The organism is Kitasatospora sp. NPDC059673, assembly GCF_042734215.1.
Classification (GTDB): domain Bacteria; phylum Actinomycetota; class Actinomycetes; order Streptomycetales; family Streptomycetaceae; genus Kitasatospora.
On record NZ_JBHWEN010000035.1, the window covers coordinates 54,615 to 69,106 of the forward strand.

13 protein-coding genes and 1 pseudogene are annotated in these 14,492 nt (G+C 73.5%); 3 read left to right on the top strand and 11 right to left on the bottom strand.

The genetic code is table 11. The features are described from left to right. Positions 1 to 18: 18 nt before the first annotated feature. From ACFV18_RS29955 to bldG, 3 genes are all read right to left on the bottom strand, one after another. Entirely contained in the window at positions 19 to 747 is a 729-nt protein-coding gene (locus ACFV18_RS29955; protein ID WP_380488378.1) for a small secreted protein, read from the bottom strand. A gap of 162 nt (positions 748 to 909) precedes the next feature. Beyond that, positions 910 to 1,323: an ATP-binding protein gene (locus ACFV18_RS29960; protein WP_380488379.1), complete on the bottom strand. Its 414-nt coding sequence runs from the start codon at positions 1,321 to 1,323 to the stop codon at positions 910 to 912. 157 nt (positions 1,324 to 1,480) lie between these two features. Then, entirely contained in the window at positions 1,481 to 1,822 is a 342-nt protein-coding gene (gene bldG / locus ACFV18_RS29965; protein WP_073807489.1) for an anti-sigma factor antagonist BldG, read from the bottom strand. 223 nt (positions 1,823 to 2,045) lie between these two features. Here bldG and ACFV18_RS29970 point away from each other — a divergent pair, with 223 nt between their 5' ends. Next, positions 2,046 to 4,442 carry a DEAD/DEAH box helicase gene (locus ACFV18_RS29970; RefSeq protein ID WP_380488380.1) on the top strand — a complete coding sequence of 799 codons (2,397 nt, stop codon included), beginning with the start codon at positions 2,046 to 2,048 and terminating at the stop codon, positions 4,440 to 4,442. A gap of 102 nt (positions 4,443 to 4,544) precedes the next feature. Here ACFV18_RS29970 and ACFV18_RS29975 read toward each other — a convergent pair. From ACFV18_RS29975 to ssd, 7 genes and pseudogenes are all read right to left on the bottom strand, one after another. After that, positions 4,545 to 4,871 (bottom strand): annotated as a pseudogene (locus ACFV18_RS29975) (Rv3654c family TadE-like protein); the annotation flags it as partial. Between the two features lie 14 nt (positions 4,872 to 4,885). Next, positions 4,886 to 5,272, bottom strand: coding sequence for a TadE family type IV pilus minor pilin (locus ACFV18_RS29980; protein ID WP_380488381.1), 387 nt, complete (start codon positions 5,270 to 5,272; stop codon positions 4,886 to 4,888). Continuing rightward, a complete protein-coding gene (locus ACFV18_RS29985; protein WP_380488382.1) occupies positions 5,262 to 5,513 on the bottom strand; it encodes a DUF4244 domain-containing protein in 252 nt (83 codons plus the stop codon). Before ACFV18_RS29985 ends, ACFV18_RS29980 begins: the two co-directional genes overlap by 11 nt. Positions 5,514 to 5,558: 45 nt before the next feature. Beyond that, a complete protein-coding gene (locus ACFV18_RS29990) occupies positions 5,559 to 6,338 on the bottom strand; it encodes a type II secretion system F family protein (RefSeq protein ID WP_380488390.1) in 780 nt (259 codons plus the stop codon). A 160-nt stretch (positions 6,339 to 6,498) separates the two neighbouring features. Further along, positions 6,499 to 7,620, bottom strand: a complete 1,122-nt coding sequence (locus ACFV18_RS29995; RefSeq protein ID WP_380488383.1) for a type II secretion system F family protein — start codon at positions 7,618 to 7,620, stop codon at positions 6,499 to 6,501. A 94-nt stretch (positions 7,621 to 7,714) separates the two neighbouring features. Beyond that, the gene (locus ACFV18_RS30000) at positions 7,715 to 9,256 is read right to left on the bottom strand and encodes a TadA family conjugal transfer-associated ATPase (RefSeq protein WP_380488384.1); all 1,542 of its coding nucleotides are present in this window, start codon (positions 9,254 to 9,256) and stop codon (positions 7,715 to 7,717) included. A 9-nt stretch (positions 9,257 to 9,265) separates the two neighbouring features. Continuing rightward, complete coding sequence (gene ssd / locus ACFV18_RS30005) at positions 9,266 to 10,366, bottom strand: septum site-determining protein Ssd (RefSeq protein ID WP_380488385.1); 1,101 nt, start codon at positions 10,364 to 10,366, stop codon at positions 9,266 to 9,268. A gap of 638 nt (positions 10,367 to 11,004) precedes the next feature. On the opposite strand from ssd, the gene ACFV18_RS30010 reads away from it, so the two are divergent. Then, on the top strand, positions 11,005 to 11,844 hold the full coding sequence (locus ACFV18_RS30010; RefSeq protein ID WP_380488391.1) for an HAD family hydrolase: 840 nt from the start codon (positions 11,005 to 11,007) through the stop codon (positions 11,842 to 11,844). Between the two features lie 474 nt (positions 11,845 to 12,318). On the opposite strand, the gene ACFV18_RS30015 is transcribed toward ACFV18_RS30010, so the two are convergent. Then, complete coding sequence (locus ACFV18_RS30015) at positions 12,319 to 13,200, bottom strand: oxidoreductase (protein ID WP_380488386.1); 882 nt, start codon at positions 13,198 to 13,200, stop codon at positions 12,319 to 12,321. Positions 13,201 to 13,469: 269 nt separating this feature from the next. Here ACFV18_RS30015 and ACFV18_RS30020 point away from each other — a divergent pair, with 269 nt between their 5' ends. Beyond that, entirely contained in the window at positions 13,470 to 14,456 is a 987-nt protein-coding gene (locus ACFV18_RS30020; protein ID WP_380488387.1) for an ATP-binding protein, read from the top strand. Positions 14,457 to 14,492 lie beyond the last annotated feature (36 nt).

Genomic DNA, 14,492 nt, shown 5'->3' on the forward strand with positions numbered 1-14,492 from the left:
CGACGGGCCGACGGGACCTCAGCTCTTGCTCGGCGAGGGCGAGCCGGAGCCCTGGCCGGGTGCCCCGGAGGACGGGGCGCCGTTGCCGCCGGGCGACGCGGACGCGTCCGGGGACGCGCCCCCGGACGGGTTGGCGCCGCCGGACGGGTTGGCGCCACCGGACGGGTTGGCGCCGCCGGACGGATCGGCGGCGGGTGCGCCGGTGGAGGCCGCCTTGCAGCCGGGCTGCTTCTTGAGCGCGGCGCCGAGGTCGCCGCTCTGCAGCGTGGCGAGCGCGCCGGTGGAGACCTGGGACAGGCGCTGCACCTGGTCGCCGACGCTGCGCAGGCCGTCCGCGAACTTGGCCTGATCGGCGTTGGTCAGCCCGTCCAGCTTCTTCTGCGCGTCCAGATAGCCCTGGGCGACCTGCTTCAGCTCGTTGACGGCGTCCTGCTGGACCTTCGCCCCGTTGTCGATCTTCGGCGCGCCGGCCTTCTGCACGGCGTCTGCCAGCTGCTGGTTGGTGGTGGCCAGCGCGGCCAGGTCGGTGGACAGCCGCTTCTGCAGGTCGACCGGGGACTCGCCGTCCTTGACGTTCCCGGTGTCGGCAAGCGCCGCCCGGGACTGCGAGATCGGGTCCCTCGCGGCATCACAGACGTTCTTCGCCCAGCCGTCGAGCTTCTTCGCCGAGTCGTCGGCGGAACAGCCGACAGCGGCGAGCGCGAGCAGCGCGCCGAGCGCGGAGACGGTGACCAGTCGCTTCTTCACCGGGGCCCTTTCGGTCGCTGACACCCGGTCCCGGGCATCGACCAGCGAACCTACACGGCCGCCCGCCCCGGCCTGCGCGGAAGGCCTCAGCCAGAGGCATCCGGGCAGCTCAGCGGCCTGAGCCCGGCTCCGGTCCACCGGTGCGCGGGGAGCAGGCGGGCCTCAGACGTCGGCGTCGGTCGGGGAGACCGACCAGCTCATCCGGATCACCCCGCCGTCGGCGCCGTTGCCGACCTCGACATCCTCGACCAGGCCGGTGATGACCGCCAGGCCGAGCGCGTCCTCGTCCTCCGAGCCGCCGCCTTCAGCACCGGCGGCCTGCGCCGGGCCGGCCTCGTCGGCGACCTCGATGAGAAAACGCTTCTCCTGCTCGATCAGCGCGACCCGGACCGCGCCGTCCACGCCGTTGCGCTGGTGCAGCGCCACCGCACGGGAGCAGGCCTCGCCCACCGCGAGCCGCAACTCGTCGAGCACCGACTCGTCCACCCCGGCGCGTCTGGCCACCGCGGCGGCCACCAGCCTGGCGGTCCGCACGTGCTCGGGCAGTGCGCTGAATCGAAGTTCGACGGTTGCCATGTCTCCCCTCCGGGGTTGCTCCCCGCCGCAGGGCCACTCCGGCCCGCGCGGCGGCGGCGGGAACACCGACCACGCCGGCCGGGCAGGGCTCAGCGCCCGGCCGACCGGCGGCGGTCGATCGAGAAGATTCGGTTGGAACGGCGGACCGACGGAAGGATCAGTCGGTCGCCGCGACGGCGTCGTCCACCGAGTTGTGGATCGGGAACACCTTGGTCAGACCGGTGATCCGGAAGATCTTCAGGATGCGCTCCTGGTTGCACACCAGGCGCAGCGAGCCCTCGTGCGCGCGCACCCGCTTCAGGCCACCGACCAGCACACCGAGGCCGGTGGAGTCGAGGAAGTCCACGCCCTCCATGTCCACGACCAAGTGGTAGTTGCCGTCGTTGACGAGCTCGACAAGCTGCTCGCGCAGCTTGGGGGCGGTGTACACATCGATCTCGCCGCCAACCTCGACGACCGTGCGATCGCCGACAGTACGGGTCGACAGGGACAGGTCCACGGAACCTCCAGCACCTTGCCTTGCTACGTCATTGCGATCTTCAGCCCCGTGGCTGCGACCGCGTGGTCGCAGGCCCAGGGCGCGGCAGACCGGCAGGTCGGAGCCTCGGTTTCTGCGGCCCTCGGCCATGCGGCCGTCACGGGCTTCATTCAACCACTTGCGACCATGGGCGCACGATGGTTAACAGCGATTCTCCGTCACGCCGGTGACACACTGGGTCTTCATGCCGCCCCGTCACCACCAGCCCGAGGCCCTGCTCGCGACGCTTTCCACCGAACGCGGCAGGTCGGATCGCCTCACCCATACGGAGCAATTGCCCGCACGGGAGGCGCGCTACGCCCCTTGGCCGGAAGGAATTCGTCAGGAGGTGGTCGCGGCCGCCGCCCGGCTGGGCGTGCTGCTGCCCTGGGCGCACCAGGCCGAGGCCATGGACCTGGCCGCGGCCGGGCGGACCACGGTGATCGCGACCGGTACTGCCTCGGGCAAGTCGCTGGGCTATCTGGCCCCCGTGCTGAGCGACCTGCTGACCGGGACCGAAGCCCGCACCGGACGCGGCGCCACCGCGTTGTACCTCGCCCCGACCAAGGCGCTGGCCGCCGACCAGCGCCGGCGCGCCGCCGAACTTGTCCCCGACCGGGTCCGGGTGGCGCTCTACGACGGCGACACGCCGCCGCAGGAGCGCGAGTGGGTCCGCCAGTACGCGTCGTACGTGCTGACCAACCCCGACATGCTGCACCGGGGCATACTCCCTGCCCACCCGCGCTGGTCGTCCTTCCTTAAGGCGCTGAAGTACGTGGTGATCGACGAGTGCCACACCTACCGCGGCGTGTTCGGCTCGCACGTCGCCCAGGTACTGCGCCGGCTGCGACGGCTGTGCGCCCGTTACGGCGCGTCGCCGACCTTCCTGCTGGCCTCCGCCACCACCGCCGAGCCGGCCGTCACCGCGCAGCGACTCACCGGCCTGCCCGCGACCGCCGTCACCGAGGACTGCTCGCCACGCGGCCCGCTGGTGTTCGCGCTGTGGGAACCGCCACTGACCGAGAACGTCGGCGAGCACGGCGCGCCCGTCCGCCGCTCCGCCACCGCCGAGGCCGGCCACCTGCTCACCGACCTCGTCCACGGCGGCACCCGGACGGTGGTCTTCGTCCGCTCCCGCCGGGCCGCCGAACTGGTCGCCCTGCAGGCCCAGGAACAGCTCGGCCAACCGCTCGCCGCCCGGGTGGCCGCCTACCGCGGCGGCTACCTGGCCGAGGAGCGACGCGCCCTGGAGCGCGACCTGCACACCGGCCGGCTGCTCGGCCTGGCCTCCACCTCCGCGCTGGAACTCGGCGTGGACGTCTCCGGCCTGGACGCCGTCCTGCTGGCCGGCTACCCCGGCACCCGGGCCTCGCTCTGGCAGCAGGCCGGACGCGCCGGACGCGAGGGCCAGGGCGCGCTGGCGGTGCTGATCGCCCGCGACGACCCGCTGGACACCTATCTCGTCCACCACCCCGACGCACTGTTCGCCACCCCGGTGGAGGCGACCGTCCTCGACCCCGACAACCCGCACGTGCTCGCCCCGCACCTGTGCGCGGCCGCCGCGGAACTGCCGCTCACCGACGCCGACCTGGAGCTCTTCGGCCCGTCCAGCGAGCCGCTGCTCCCGGTGCTGGAGCGGCGCGGACTGCTGCGCCGCCGGAGCGACGGCTCCTGGTACTGGACCCGCCGGGAACGCGCCGTGGACGGCGTCGACCTGCGCGGCAGCGGCGGCAGCCCTGTGCAGATCGTCGAGGCGGACACCGGGCGGCTGCTCGGCACCGTGGACGCCGAGGCCGCGCACACCACCGTGCACACCGGCGCCGTCCACCTGCACCAGGGACGCACCTACCTGGTCCGGGAGTTCGACCTGGAGTCCTCGGTCGCGCTGGTCTCCCCCGCGAATCCGCCGTACACCACCTCCGCGCGGGACGTCACCTCGATCTCGATCCTCTCCACCGACACCACCGAGGAGTGGGGCGAGGCCCAGCTCAGCTTCGGCTCGGTGGAAGTGGTCAACCAGGTCGTCGGCTACCTGCGCAAGCGGATCTCCACCGGCGAGATCCTCGGCGAGAGCAAGCTCGACCTGCCGCCCCGCACCCTGCGCACCCGGGCCGTCTGGTGGTCCGTCACCGAGGACCAACTCCTCGACGCGACCATCCCGTTCGACCAGCTTCCCGGCGCGGCCCACGCCGCCGAACACGCCTCGATCGGCCTCCTTCCGCTGTTCGCCACCTGCGACCGCTGGGACATCGGCGGTGTCTCCGTGCCACTGCACCCCGACACCGGCCTCCCCACCGTCTTCGTCTACGACGGCCACTCCGGCGGCGCGGGCTTCGCCGAACGCGGCTTCCGCCGCGCCGTGGAGTGGCTGACCGCGACCCGGGACGCCATCGCCGCGTGCGAGTGCGATCGCGGGTGTCCGTCCTGCGTCCAGTCCCCCAAGTGCGGAAACGGCAACGATCCCCTCGACAAGGCCGCCGCCATCCGCCTGCTCACCACCCTCCTCGCCCATGCCCCCAGCCGGTCGGGCAGCACCGACACCGCCGACGCGTCCGATGCCCCCGGCGCTTCCGGTGACGACGGGGCCGGCTCGGCTGATTGACGGTCCGTCCGCTTCACCGGCGTTGTCGCCCCAGGCCCACAGCGGGCCGGCCCGGGAGCGGGCTCGCGCCGGGCCGAGCGGGACGGGCAGGCCGCGAATCGGGACCTGGACGACCACCTCCACCGCGTCCTGGTCCGGCAGGGCGTGGCAGGAGACGAGTTCGGCGCGCTCCTGAGCCCGAGTCAGCTCGGCTGCCCGGCCGCAGCCGCCGTCCGGGTCGAGCAGCAGTCGGTCGGCTGCGGCCAGCGCGGCCAGATCGGCCGCCGACTCGGCGCGATGGCGCGCGACCACCACCTGGCCGACCATCAGGCAGGCCGAGAGCACCACCACGCCCAGCAGGCCCAGCGCGACCAGCCATACCGTCGCCGACCCGCAGTCGGACTCGGCGGCCCGAATAGGCCGCCGGTGTCGCTCTCGCACGGCGGTCACCTCCTCTCGGAATCTCAGCTTTCGTTGGTCAGCACGTCCTCGCGGGCGCTCACCGCGGTGGCGGTGAGGCGGACCGACAGGAGAACGGCGAGGCGACCAGGCCCAGGGCAGGGGGCCTCGACGGTGACCCGGGCGGTGGTGGCGTCCAGCGCGACGGCGACCGTCGCGCCCTCCGGAGCGGCTGCCGCGGCAACCGCTGCCGCGTCGCCGTCCCCTCGGGCGGCGGCCCGGGCACCGGCCCGGGCCGCGTCCACACAGCGGATCTGGGCACCGGCGGCAGCCACTCCCCAGATCAGCATCGCCGCGAGCAGCACCAGGGCAGGCAGGGCCACCGCCGTCTCGGCGGTGACCATCCCCGAGTCCGGCGCCCCGGTGCGGCCGGCCCGGCGCTCACGCCGCATGCAGAGCCCGGCCGAGGATCTCCGACAGCGCGCCGGAGACCGTGTCGCTGGTCACCACCTTGTAGAGCACCGCCGCGAAGGCACAGGCCGCGACCGTGCCGATCGCGTACTCGGCGGTGCTCATCCCGGCGTCCGGCGGCCCGTCCGCCATCGTTCGGTACCGGTGGCGCAGCCAGCCGCCGATCCGGCGGGTGATGCGTACTGCGAGCGCCGGTCGGACCGGCAGGGACAGTGTCGTCATCGGTGAAATCCCTTCGTAGGAGTGGAAATTCGAGCGGCTCGTGGCTCAGAGCCGCTGGGAAAAGATGCTGGTCAGGCCCATCACCACCGGCACCACGCCGATCAGCACGAATGCGGGCAGGAAGCAGAGCCCGAGCGGTGCGGTCGCCAGGACGCCGGCCCGGCGGACCCTCGCGTGCGCCGCTCGTGCCGCCGCCGCCCGCTGGGACTGGGCGAGGCCGGCGAGCGCGGTGGCCGGTGGTGCGCCGCTGAGTGTGGTGCGGGCCAGGCAGCGGGCGAGTGGGGCCATCGGCGGGCAGTCGGCGGCCAGTTGTTCCCAGCAACGCTCCGGGGAGGCGCCGAGGGCCAGCTGGGCCGCGACGCCGGACAGGCGGTCCCGCATCGGGGACGGGACGCTGTCCGCGACCGCGAAGGCCGCTCCGGCCGGGGAGCCGCTCGAACCGAGACAAGCCGCCAGCAGCTCGGCGGTCAGCGGCAGTTGACGAACCAACCAGTCCCGCTCGGCGGTCCGTCGCCGCTCGCCGGGCGACCTGACCCGGGGCAGCAACCGCCACCCCGCCCAGCCCGCCACCAACCCGACCGCCGGGCCGGCCCAGCCGCCGACCAGAACGGCGGCGGACACCCCGAGCAGCACGGCCAGCGGCCGGTCGTCCGCCACCCAGCGGATCGCCCGCCGTGCGGCCGCCCCGCCCCGGCCGACCCTCGCGGGAACGGACGCCAGCGCCGGGACGCAGCGCCCGGCCCTGCGCCGGGTCGCCCGCCCACGCACCGCTGCCAGCGCCTCGCCGGCCAGGCCCACGGCGGCCACCGGCACCAGGATCACCATGGCACCCACCGCACCTCCACCAAGACCTCCATCAACACCTCCACCGAAACCTCCATCGATGCCTCCGCCGACTCGAACTCGGATCATTTGCCCTGCGGTTGGAGCGGTTCCCCACGCCGCCGGATGGGTCGCCCCGGGCCCGGGGGGCCGCCACATCCGTTCACTCCCACCGGTCCGCCCTGACCGCCAGTTGATCCCCCGCCAGGGAGGGTGCGGCCGCAAGCCACCGGTCCTGCCGGGAGCGGGAGATCCCGCAACCGGAGGCCACCGCCCGGACCGGGTCGGGCCGAACCTTGCGCAGAACCTCGGGCTGGGCTTCGGCTCGGATCGGACGGGACTGGGCCGGGGCATCCTCGGCCGCCCGGACGATCCGGGCGGTCCAGACGATGCCGGCGGCCTCCAGGGCGGCCCCGGCGAGCAGGCTGAGCAGGCCCGCCGGGGTGTGCAGCAGGACCTGCGCCGGGTGGGCGCCGAGCGCGCCGCCCAGTCCCATGCCCACGACAGGCAGGGCGGCCAGCACGATCACAGTGGTGCGTGGACCCGCGAGTTCGCCCGCGATCTCCTCGGCGAGCGCCCGTTCGGCGCGCAGCGCGTCCGCGACCTGCTCCAGGCCGAACGCCAGCCCCGTGCCGCTCTCGGTGCTGACCCGCCAGCAGGCCGCGACCGCCGCCGCGCCCTCCCCACCGGGCAGTTCGGCCACCAGCCGGAGGGCTGCGGCCAGATCGGCCCCGTAGCGGCCCGCCGCCAGCCGGGCCGTCGCCTCGGAGCCGAGCCGACGGGCCCAGTCGGGGACGGCCCGGGAGACCACGGAGTGCATGGCCTGCTCAGGTGTCGCGCCGCTGCGCAGTTCGGCCGCCAGGCCGGCGCACAGGTCGATCACCGCCGCGGCCCTTCGCCGCGCCGCGCGACCGGCGGTGTACCGGGCACGCCATCTGCGGATCGGAATCACCGCACAGGCCGCCCCGATCAACGGAAGCACCGAGGCGGTGTTCTGCCCGACCGCCGCTCCGGCCGGGAGCAGCAGCAGTTCGGGCACCAGCCAGCGCGGCCGCCGTCGCCGCCACCCGGACCGGATCCGGGCGAGCCGGCCGTCCGGTACCCGATGTCCGTTCAGTATCCGCCGCAGCCGCCCGTCACCGCGCTGCCGGTGCCGGGCCGCCGTCAGCCAGACCGCCCCGAACAGCGCCGCGCCGAGCCCGGCGACCGCACCGAGCACGGCTGCCGCGCCGGCGATGCCGTCGGCCGGCGGCATCGCCGCCAGGGCTCCGAACTCCCCTGCCATCACGACCTCCTGACCTCTGAGCGCAGCAGCCGCCACGCGGCCACCCCGATCACGCAGAGCCCGATCACCCACATCAGCTCGATCTGACGCAGCGTCATGTCGCCTCCACCGGGGTTTCGCAAGAGGGTGCGTCAACCGAACCGGCGTCCTGCTCGGCCGAATCGGGTGCGGAGACCGCCTCGGGGTGCGGGGGCAGCTCGACGCCGCGTTCGGCGCAGAGGTCCCGCAGCCTGGTCCAGCCGGGGCCGGGGCGGCTGCGTCCGTCGCGATCGAAATGGACGGCGGCGGTGGTGCCGGTCAAACCGTCCGGGTCGGCGACCAGCAGGTGCAGGCCGGTGACCCGGCGGCGGCCGTCGGCACGGTCGCGACCGAGGTGGACGACGGCGTCGAGTCCGGCCCGGAGCTGGCTGTGCAACGACTGCCGGTCGAGTCCGGCGAGAGAGCCGAGGGCTTCCAGCCGGGCGGGCACGTCGGCCGCCGTGTTGGCGTGGACGGTGCCGCAGCCGCCTTCGTGGCCGGTGTTGAGGGCGGCCAGCAGGTCGACCACTTCGGCGCCGCGGACCTCGCCGACCACCAGCCGGTCGGGTCGCATCCGGAGGGCCTGTCGGACCAGGTCGCGCAGGGTCAGTTCGCCCAGCGACTCCTGGTTGGGCGGTCGGGACTGGAGCCGGACGACGTGCGGATGGTCCGGCCGGAGTTCGGCGGAGTCCTCGGCCAGCACGATGCGTTCGTTGACCGGGACGAGCCCGAGCAGTGCGGCGAGCAGGGTGGTCTTGCCGCTGCCGGTGCCACCGGAGATCAGCAGCGACAGCCGGGCCCGGAGCACGGCGGCCAACAGGTCGGCGCCGGACGGGGGCAGGGCCCCGGCGGCCACCAGTTCGGCAAGCGTGAAGGGTGTGCTGCGGCAGGTGCGCAGCGAAATGTGGGTGCAGTCGGCGGCGATCGGCGGGAGGACGGCGTGCAACCTGGTGCCGTCGGACAGCCGGGCGTCCACCCAGGGCCGGGCGTCGTCCAGGCGGCGCCCGGCGGCGGTGGCCAGCCGGTGGGCGAGCCGGCGGACTGCGTCGGTGTTCGGGAAACGCACCTGGCGCGCGCGCTCCAGACCCTTGCCGCGGTCGATCCAGATCTGGTCGGGTCCGTTGACCAGAACGTCAGTGACGCCGGGTTCGGCCAGCAGCGGATCGAGCGGCCCGGCGCCGACGATCTCGGCGCGCAGGCTGCGGACGGTGTTGAGCACGTCGGCCCCGCCGAGCGGCGGCCGGGCGGCGCGCAGGGCGGCGGCGACCGAGCCCGTGGTGGGTGCGGCGCCCGCCTCGGCGAGCCGGAGCCGGACGACATCGACGAGTTCGGCGGCCCCGTCCGCGGGCAGGCCACCGGGCGGCGGCCCGTCCCGTTCGGGCGCGGCCGGCGGCTGTCGGCGAACCAGGTAGCGAACCGGCGGGCCGGTGCGCGGGCCGGCCTCGGCCGGGGCGACGTCCTCGGCGGGCCCCGGCGGGGCACTGTGCAGGGCCCGGGCGCGGGGTACGGGGATGCGCCGGTGGGTGCGGGTGATCGGCTGCCGGGCGGGCCTCGGTTCCCCGGTGTGCCCGTCGGTGGGCTCGGGGTGGGTGTTGACGGCGTGCAGGCGGTTGGCCATGGGTTCTCCTCAGGCCGCCACGACGGGCGGCATCGCTTCGGTCAGGAATTGCCCGCAGAACCGGGCCAGCGGCCCGCCGTCCCGCAGGCCGGGCGGGGCGCCCCGTTCGGCGTCCAGGGCGAGGCCGGGTTCGGGAGCGAGTTCCCCGGCCAGGCGCAGGTGCAGGCCGCGAGCGACATCGGCGGCCGTGAGGCCGGACGGCCCGGGGGTGCGGACGACGGCTCGCAGGTCGGCGAGCCGTATCCGGACGGCCGCGGCGACCCGGTCGGCGGCAGCCAGCGCGCGCAGTTCGGCGGGGACCACGAGCAGCCCGGTGTCGGACTGTTCGAGCGCCTGGGCGGCCGCCGCGTCGAGGTGTCTGGGCAGGTCGAGGACGACCAGCCCGCCGCGTCTGCGGGCGGCGGCCAGGACGCTGCACATGGCTTCGGCGGGGATGCTCAGGGTGTCGGAGCGGTCCCAGGACAGGGCGCTGAGCCGGTGCGGCTCGGGCAGCGCCCTGGCCAGCTCGGCGCCGCTGATCCGGCCGCGCGAGGCGGCCAAGTCCGGCCAGCGCAGGCCGCCGGCCTGTTCGGCGCCGAGCAGGACATCGAGTCCGCCGCCGAGTGGGTCTCCGTCGATCAGTATCGTGCGGTGTCCAGCCCGGGCAGCGCGGACCGCGAGCGCGCAGGCCAGCGTGGAGGCCCCGGCGCCGCCGCGTCCACCGAGCACGGCGACCGTGAGCGCGGGTGGCCCGACGCCTTCGGTGGCGTCGGCGATCCGGTCGAGCAGCCAGGGCTGTGCGTCCGGCAGGAACAGCACGTGCTCCGCGCCGAGCCGGACGGCGCGGACCCAGATCTCGCCGTCGTCGAGATCGAGCCCGAGCAGCAGCACTCCGGGTCGGCGGGGCAGGCCGGCGCACTGCTCGGCGAGGTCGTCGCCGACCAGCACCAGTGGGGCGTTCTCCCACAGCCGGGCGGGCGGTGGGGCGCCGCTGAGCAGCCGCGGTTCGGCTCCGGCGGCGGCGCACAGGCGGGTGAGCTGTTCGGCGAGGGTCTCGTCGCCGGTGATGATCAGTGGCCCGGGCGGGGGCTCGGGGCCGGTGGCGTGCGGATCGGTGAGAAATGCGGACAAGGCGGGCCTCCGCGTGGTGCGGGATCGTCTGACGGCGCGTCGGACGCGGCGGCCCGGACGGGTCGGCGCGGCGGCGCGGACACCACGGTGAGGCACGGCCCGGAATGCGTCAGCCGAGTTCGCAATGCCTGTGGATAACCCGCCCCTGTGGATAACCGAGCTCACTCGGACGGGGGCCTAAACAGTTCGGAATTGACGCATCAGGGATACCAATATGACGCTCAATCCACTACGGAGAGTGACAAATGGGCGAACCTGAAGAACCCTCGACAGCGGCTCGGAAACCGCCGGAACACCCCCTCCGAACCGCACGTCACGCCACTCCCTGGAGGCTCAATTGCCTAGGAAAATGGCCCCGGACATGCGACGACCCCCGCCGGGGGGGAGAGCGGGGGTCGTCTATCCACGGCCCGACTCGGGGGGGAGGAGCCGGACCGGGTTAGCACGGTCGCGCGAACGATCCGTGACTTCCATGGTGTACCCGACCGCCCAGAAACACAAACCCGCACGCCCGTGGGTCCACCGAATGGCCGCCTGTTTTGCCGATCCCTCTATCCTCGGTTCCCGTGGACACCACCGAGAACGCCGACTCTGCCGACCGCGGTGCCGACTCCGACGCACCGGACTCCACCGAGCCCGTGACGGACACCACAGCGCCCACCCGACCCGGGTACGGCGTGCCGCGGACCGCCGCCTTCTTCGACCTCGACAAGACGATCATCGCCAAGTCCAGTGCGCTCGCCTTCAGCCGGCCGTTCTACCAGGGCGGCCTGATCAACCGTCGCTCCGTGGTGAAGAGCGCCTATGCCCAGTTCGTCTTCCTGGTCGGCGGCGCGGACCACGACCAGATGGAGAAAATGCGGGCCTACCTGTCGGCGCTCACCCGAGGCTGGAACGTCCAGCAGGTGCGGGAGATCGTCGCGGAGACGCTGCACGGCATGATCGACCCGATCATCTACGACGAGGCGGCCTCGCTGATCGAGCAGCACCACGCGGCCGGTCGGGACGTGGTGATCGTCAGCAGTTCGGGCTCCGAGGTGGTCGAGCCGATCGGCCAACTGCTGGGCGCCGACCACGTGATCGCCACCCGCCTGCACGTCGAGGACGGCCGCTACACCGGCGAGATCGAGTACTACGCGTACGCCGAGAACAAGGCCATCGCGATCCGCGAGCTGGCCGAGCGGGAGGGCTACGACCTCGCCAACTGCTATGCGTACAGCGACTCCTCGACCGATCTGCCGATGCTGGAGGCGGTCGGCCACCCGGCCGCGGTGAACCCGGACCGGGCGCTGCGCAAGGAGGCGGTGGCCCGCGAGTGGCCGGTGCTGGCGTTCAGCCGACCGGTCGAACTGACGCGCAGGCTCCCGGAGTTCCACGCGCCCAGTCGTTCGGTCCTGGCCGCGGTGGCGGTCGGCGCGGCGGCGCTGACGGCCGGGGTGCTCTGGTACGGCGCCCGGCGCCGGCGTCCAGTGGCCTGAGGCCGCGCCACCGGCCGCGCACCGGCGGAACGATCCTGCGCGAGGTGGAACGACCCGACGCAAGGAGGAACGGCCTTGCGTCGGGCGACGGTTCGCCATATCGGACAAACCGCACGGGAACCCGTCAAAGTAGCCCTTTTCGGGTTCCCCTTTTGTCCGATCTGCGGTAGAAATGGGTTAGGCCCGCGAGACCCGGTCAGGACCCCAAAGGGGTCGTTCCGACAACGCAGTTCAGGCCCCACGGACCCACGTACGGACAACTGGGCACCCACATGCAGCCGACCCGCTGTCGGGCCGCCGCACCAGGCGAAGGGCAACAGGACCCCGCCTGATGGGCATTGCACGGTGCATGCACTGGTAACCCGGTCTCCGTGCCAGCGGCGACGCCCGGAAGTCTCGGACGTCGCCGCAACTGCGCTGCTGGGCCTTCCCGTTCGAGCCGCACCGCTCCGCTCGGCCCAGTTGATCAGAAAGTCAGACCATTCCGCGCTGCATCGCCTCGCACACCGCGGTACTCTCGCGGACACCGAGGCCGAGCCCGGCGGCGCAGTGGGTGAGCCAGCGGGCCATGCCCTCGGGGGTGCCCTCCAGGTAGCCCAGCAGGGCCTGCCGGTAGGCGGCGGTGCCGAGTTCGGCGAGGCCGACCTCGGCGGGGCAGATCGCCTTCGGGTCGAGCCCCTCGGCGGTCAGCACGATCCGCTGGGCGGCCCGGGCGACCAGGCCGTTGTAGCTGCCGAAGGGACGCAGCGCGAGCAGTTCACCGTGGACGACGGCGGCGACCACCAGGGCGGGCGCGCCGCCGGTGGGGCGTTCGGCGCGGGCGGCCAGCAACCCGGCGAGCTGGTCGAGGCGGGCGGCCGCCTCGTCGGCCGGGGGCGGCGGCGGGAGTTCGCCGACCGGTCCGTCGAGTGCGGCGCCTTCGGTGGCGGCGAGTTCGCGCGGGAACAGCGGCGCGGCACTCTCGCCGGCCCGGCGCGGGCGGCCGGCGGACGGGTCGGCGTCGCCGACGGCAAGCAGGTGGAGGCGGGCCAGCACTTGGAGCGGGGAGGTGCGCCAGATGCTGAGCAGCTGGCCGGTCTCGGCGGAGAGGCGCAGGGCCGCGCCGACCGTCCGGGCCTCGGGGTCGGCGCCGAAGTCGGTGCGGCGGCGGACCTCCTCCAGCGGCCAGTCGGCGCCCTCCAGGGCGGCAGAGGCGCGGGCGCCGCGCAGTGCCGACTCGGACGTCACCTCGCCCGCCCGGCGCCGCATCACGCGGTGTCCGTAGAGACGGTCGACGTTCTTGCGCACCTCGGCGACGGCCTCGGGGACCCCGGCCAGCTGGGCCAGCGGGGCGAGCGGGTCTGTTCCTGTGGTCACCTACCCGAGAGTAATGAATCGCCGGAACTCCTGGGCAGCAACCCCCGGGTCACCCTTTCGTGGCAATCCGCCCTTCCCCCATGTGCGACACCCCAAACCACCGCTAGCATGACCGCAATCGGTGACGATAACGATTTCCAACAAGCGCCCGTCGTGGCGGCAGTGCCATCGCACCCCGATGCCATCGCACCCCGACGACAGCCCGTGGCACACAGCGCCACAGCACCCCAGAGCTACAGCACTACAGAGCCACAGAGCCGGAGACTCAGATGAAGATCGCCTTCGTCGGCAAGGGCGGCAGCGGCAAGACCACCCTGTCCGCACTGTTCATCCGCCACCTGGCCGCCGCCGGCTGCCCGGTGGTCGCCGTCGATGCCGACATCAACCAACATCTGGGCCAGGCCCTCGGCCTGACGGATGCTCAGACCGCCTCACTGCCCTCGCTCGGCGCGCACCTGCCGGAGATCAAGGAGTACCTGCGCGGCACCAACCCGTTGATTCGCTCCGCCGAGGAGATGATCAAGACCACCCCGCCGGGCCCCGGCTCCCGGCTGCTGCGGATCGTCGAGGAGAACCCGGTGTACGCGGCCTGCGCCCGGCCGGTCGCCCTGGACGAGGGCTCGGTGCGGCTGCTGGCGACCGGCGCATTCACCGAGGAGGACCTCGGAGTGGCCTGCTACCACTCCAAGGTCGGCGCGGTGGAACTGCTGCTCAACCACCTGCTGGACGGCCCGGACGAGTATCTGGTCACCGACATGACGGCAGGCTCCGACTCGTTCGCCTCCGGCCTGTTCACCCGCTTCGACCTGACTTTCCTGGTTGCCGAACCCACCCGCAAGGGCGTCTCGGTGTACCGCCAGTACAAGGAGTACGCCCAGGACTTCGACGTGCACCTGCGAGTCATCGGCAACAAGGTGCAGAGCGCGGACGACCTCGAGTTCCTGCGCCGCGAGGTCGGCGACGACCTGTACGCCTCGTTCGGGCACTCCGACTGGGTGCGGCGGCTGGAGCGCGGGGACGAGCCGCCGCTGCGCGAGCTGGAGCCGGCCAACCGCGAGGTGCTGGGCCGGCTCCGGACCGCCGCGGACGCCTCCCATCAGCTGCGCGACCGCGGCCGCTACAGCGCCCAGGCAGTCCGCTTCCACCTGCGCAACGCGGAGAGCTGGGGCAACGCCAAGATCGGCGCGGACCTGGCCACCCAGGTGGACCCCGGCTACGTGCTGGGCGCCGAACAGGCCCGGACCGCCGGGGTCTGAACCACCCGCCCAGGGGCCGGTCCGTCCTGCTGGACC

What these genes read in the sequence shown, in the direction of transcription:
- ACFV18_RS29960 (WP_380488379.1), bottom strand. Translation starts at nt 1,323, where the DNA reads ATGGCAACCGTCGAACTTCGATTCAGCGCACTGCCCGAGCACGTGCGG.
- ACFV18_RS29970 (WP_380488380.1), top strand. Translation starts at nt 2,046, where the DNA reads ATGCCGCCCCGTCACCACCAGCCCGAGGCCCTGCTCGCGACGCTTTCC.
- ACFV18_RS29980 (WP_380488381.1), bottom strand. Translation starts at nt 5,272, where the DNA reads ATGCGGCGTGAGCGCCGGGCCGGCCGCACCGGGGCGCCGGACTCGGGG.
- ACFV18_RS29985 (WP_380488382.1), bottom strand. Translation starts at nt 5,513, where the DNA reads ATGACGACACTGTCCCTGCCGGTCCGACCGGCGCTCGCAGTACGCATC.
- ACFV18_RS29990 (WP_380488390.1), bottom strand. Translation starts at nt 6,338, where the DNA reads ATGGTGATCCTGGTGCCGGTGGCCGCCGTGGGCCTGGCCGGCGAGGCG.
- ACFV18_RS29995 (WP_380488383.1), bottom strand. Translation starts at nt 7,620, where the DNA reads ATGGCAGGGGAGTTCGGAGCCCTGGCGGCGATGCCGCCGGCCGACGGC.
- ACFV18_RS30000 (WP_380488384.1), bottom strand. Translation starts at nt 9,256, where the DNA reads ATGGCCAACCGCCTGCACGCCGTCAACACCCACCCCGAGCCCACCGAC.
- ACFV18_RS30020 (WP_380488387.1), top strand. Translation starts at nt 13,470, where the DNA reads ATGAAGATCGCCTTCGTCGGCAAGGGCGGCAGCGGCAAGACCACCCTG.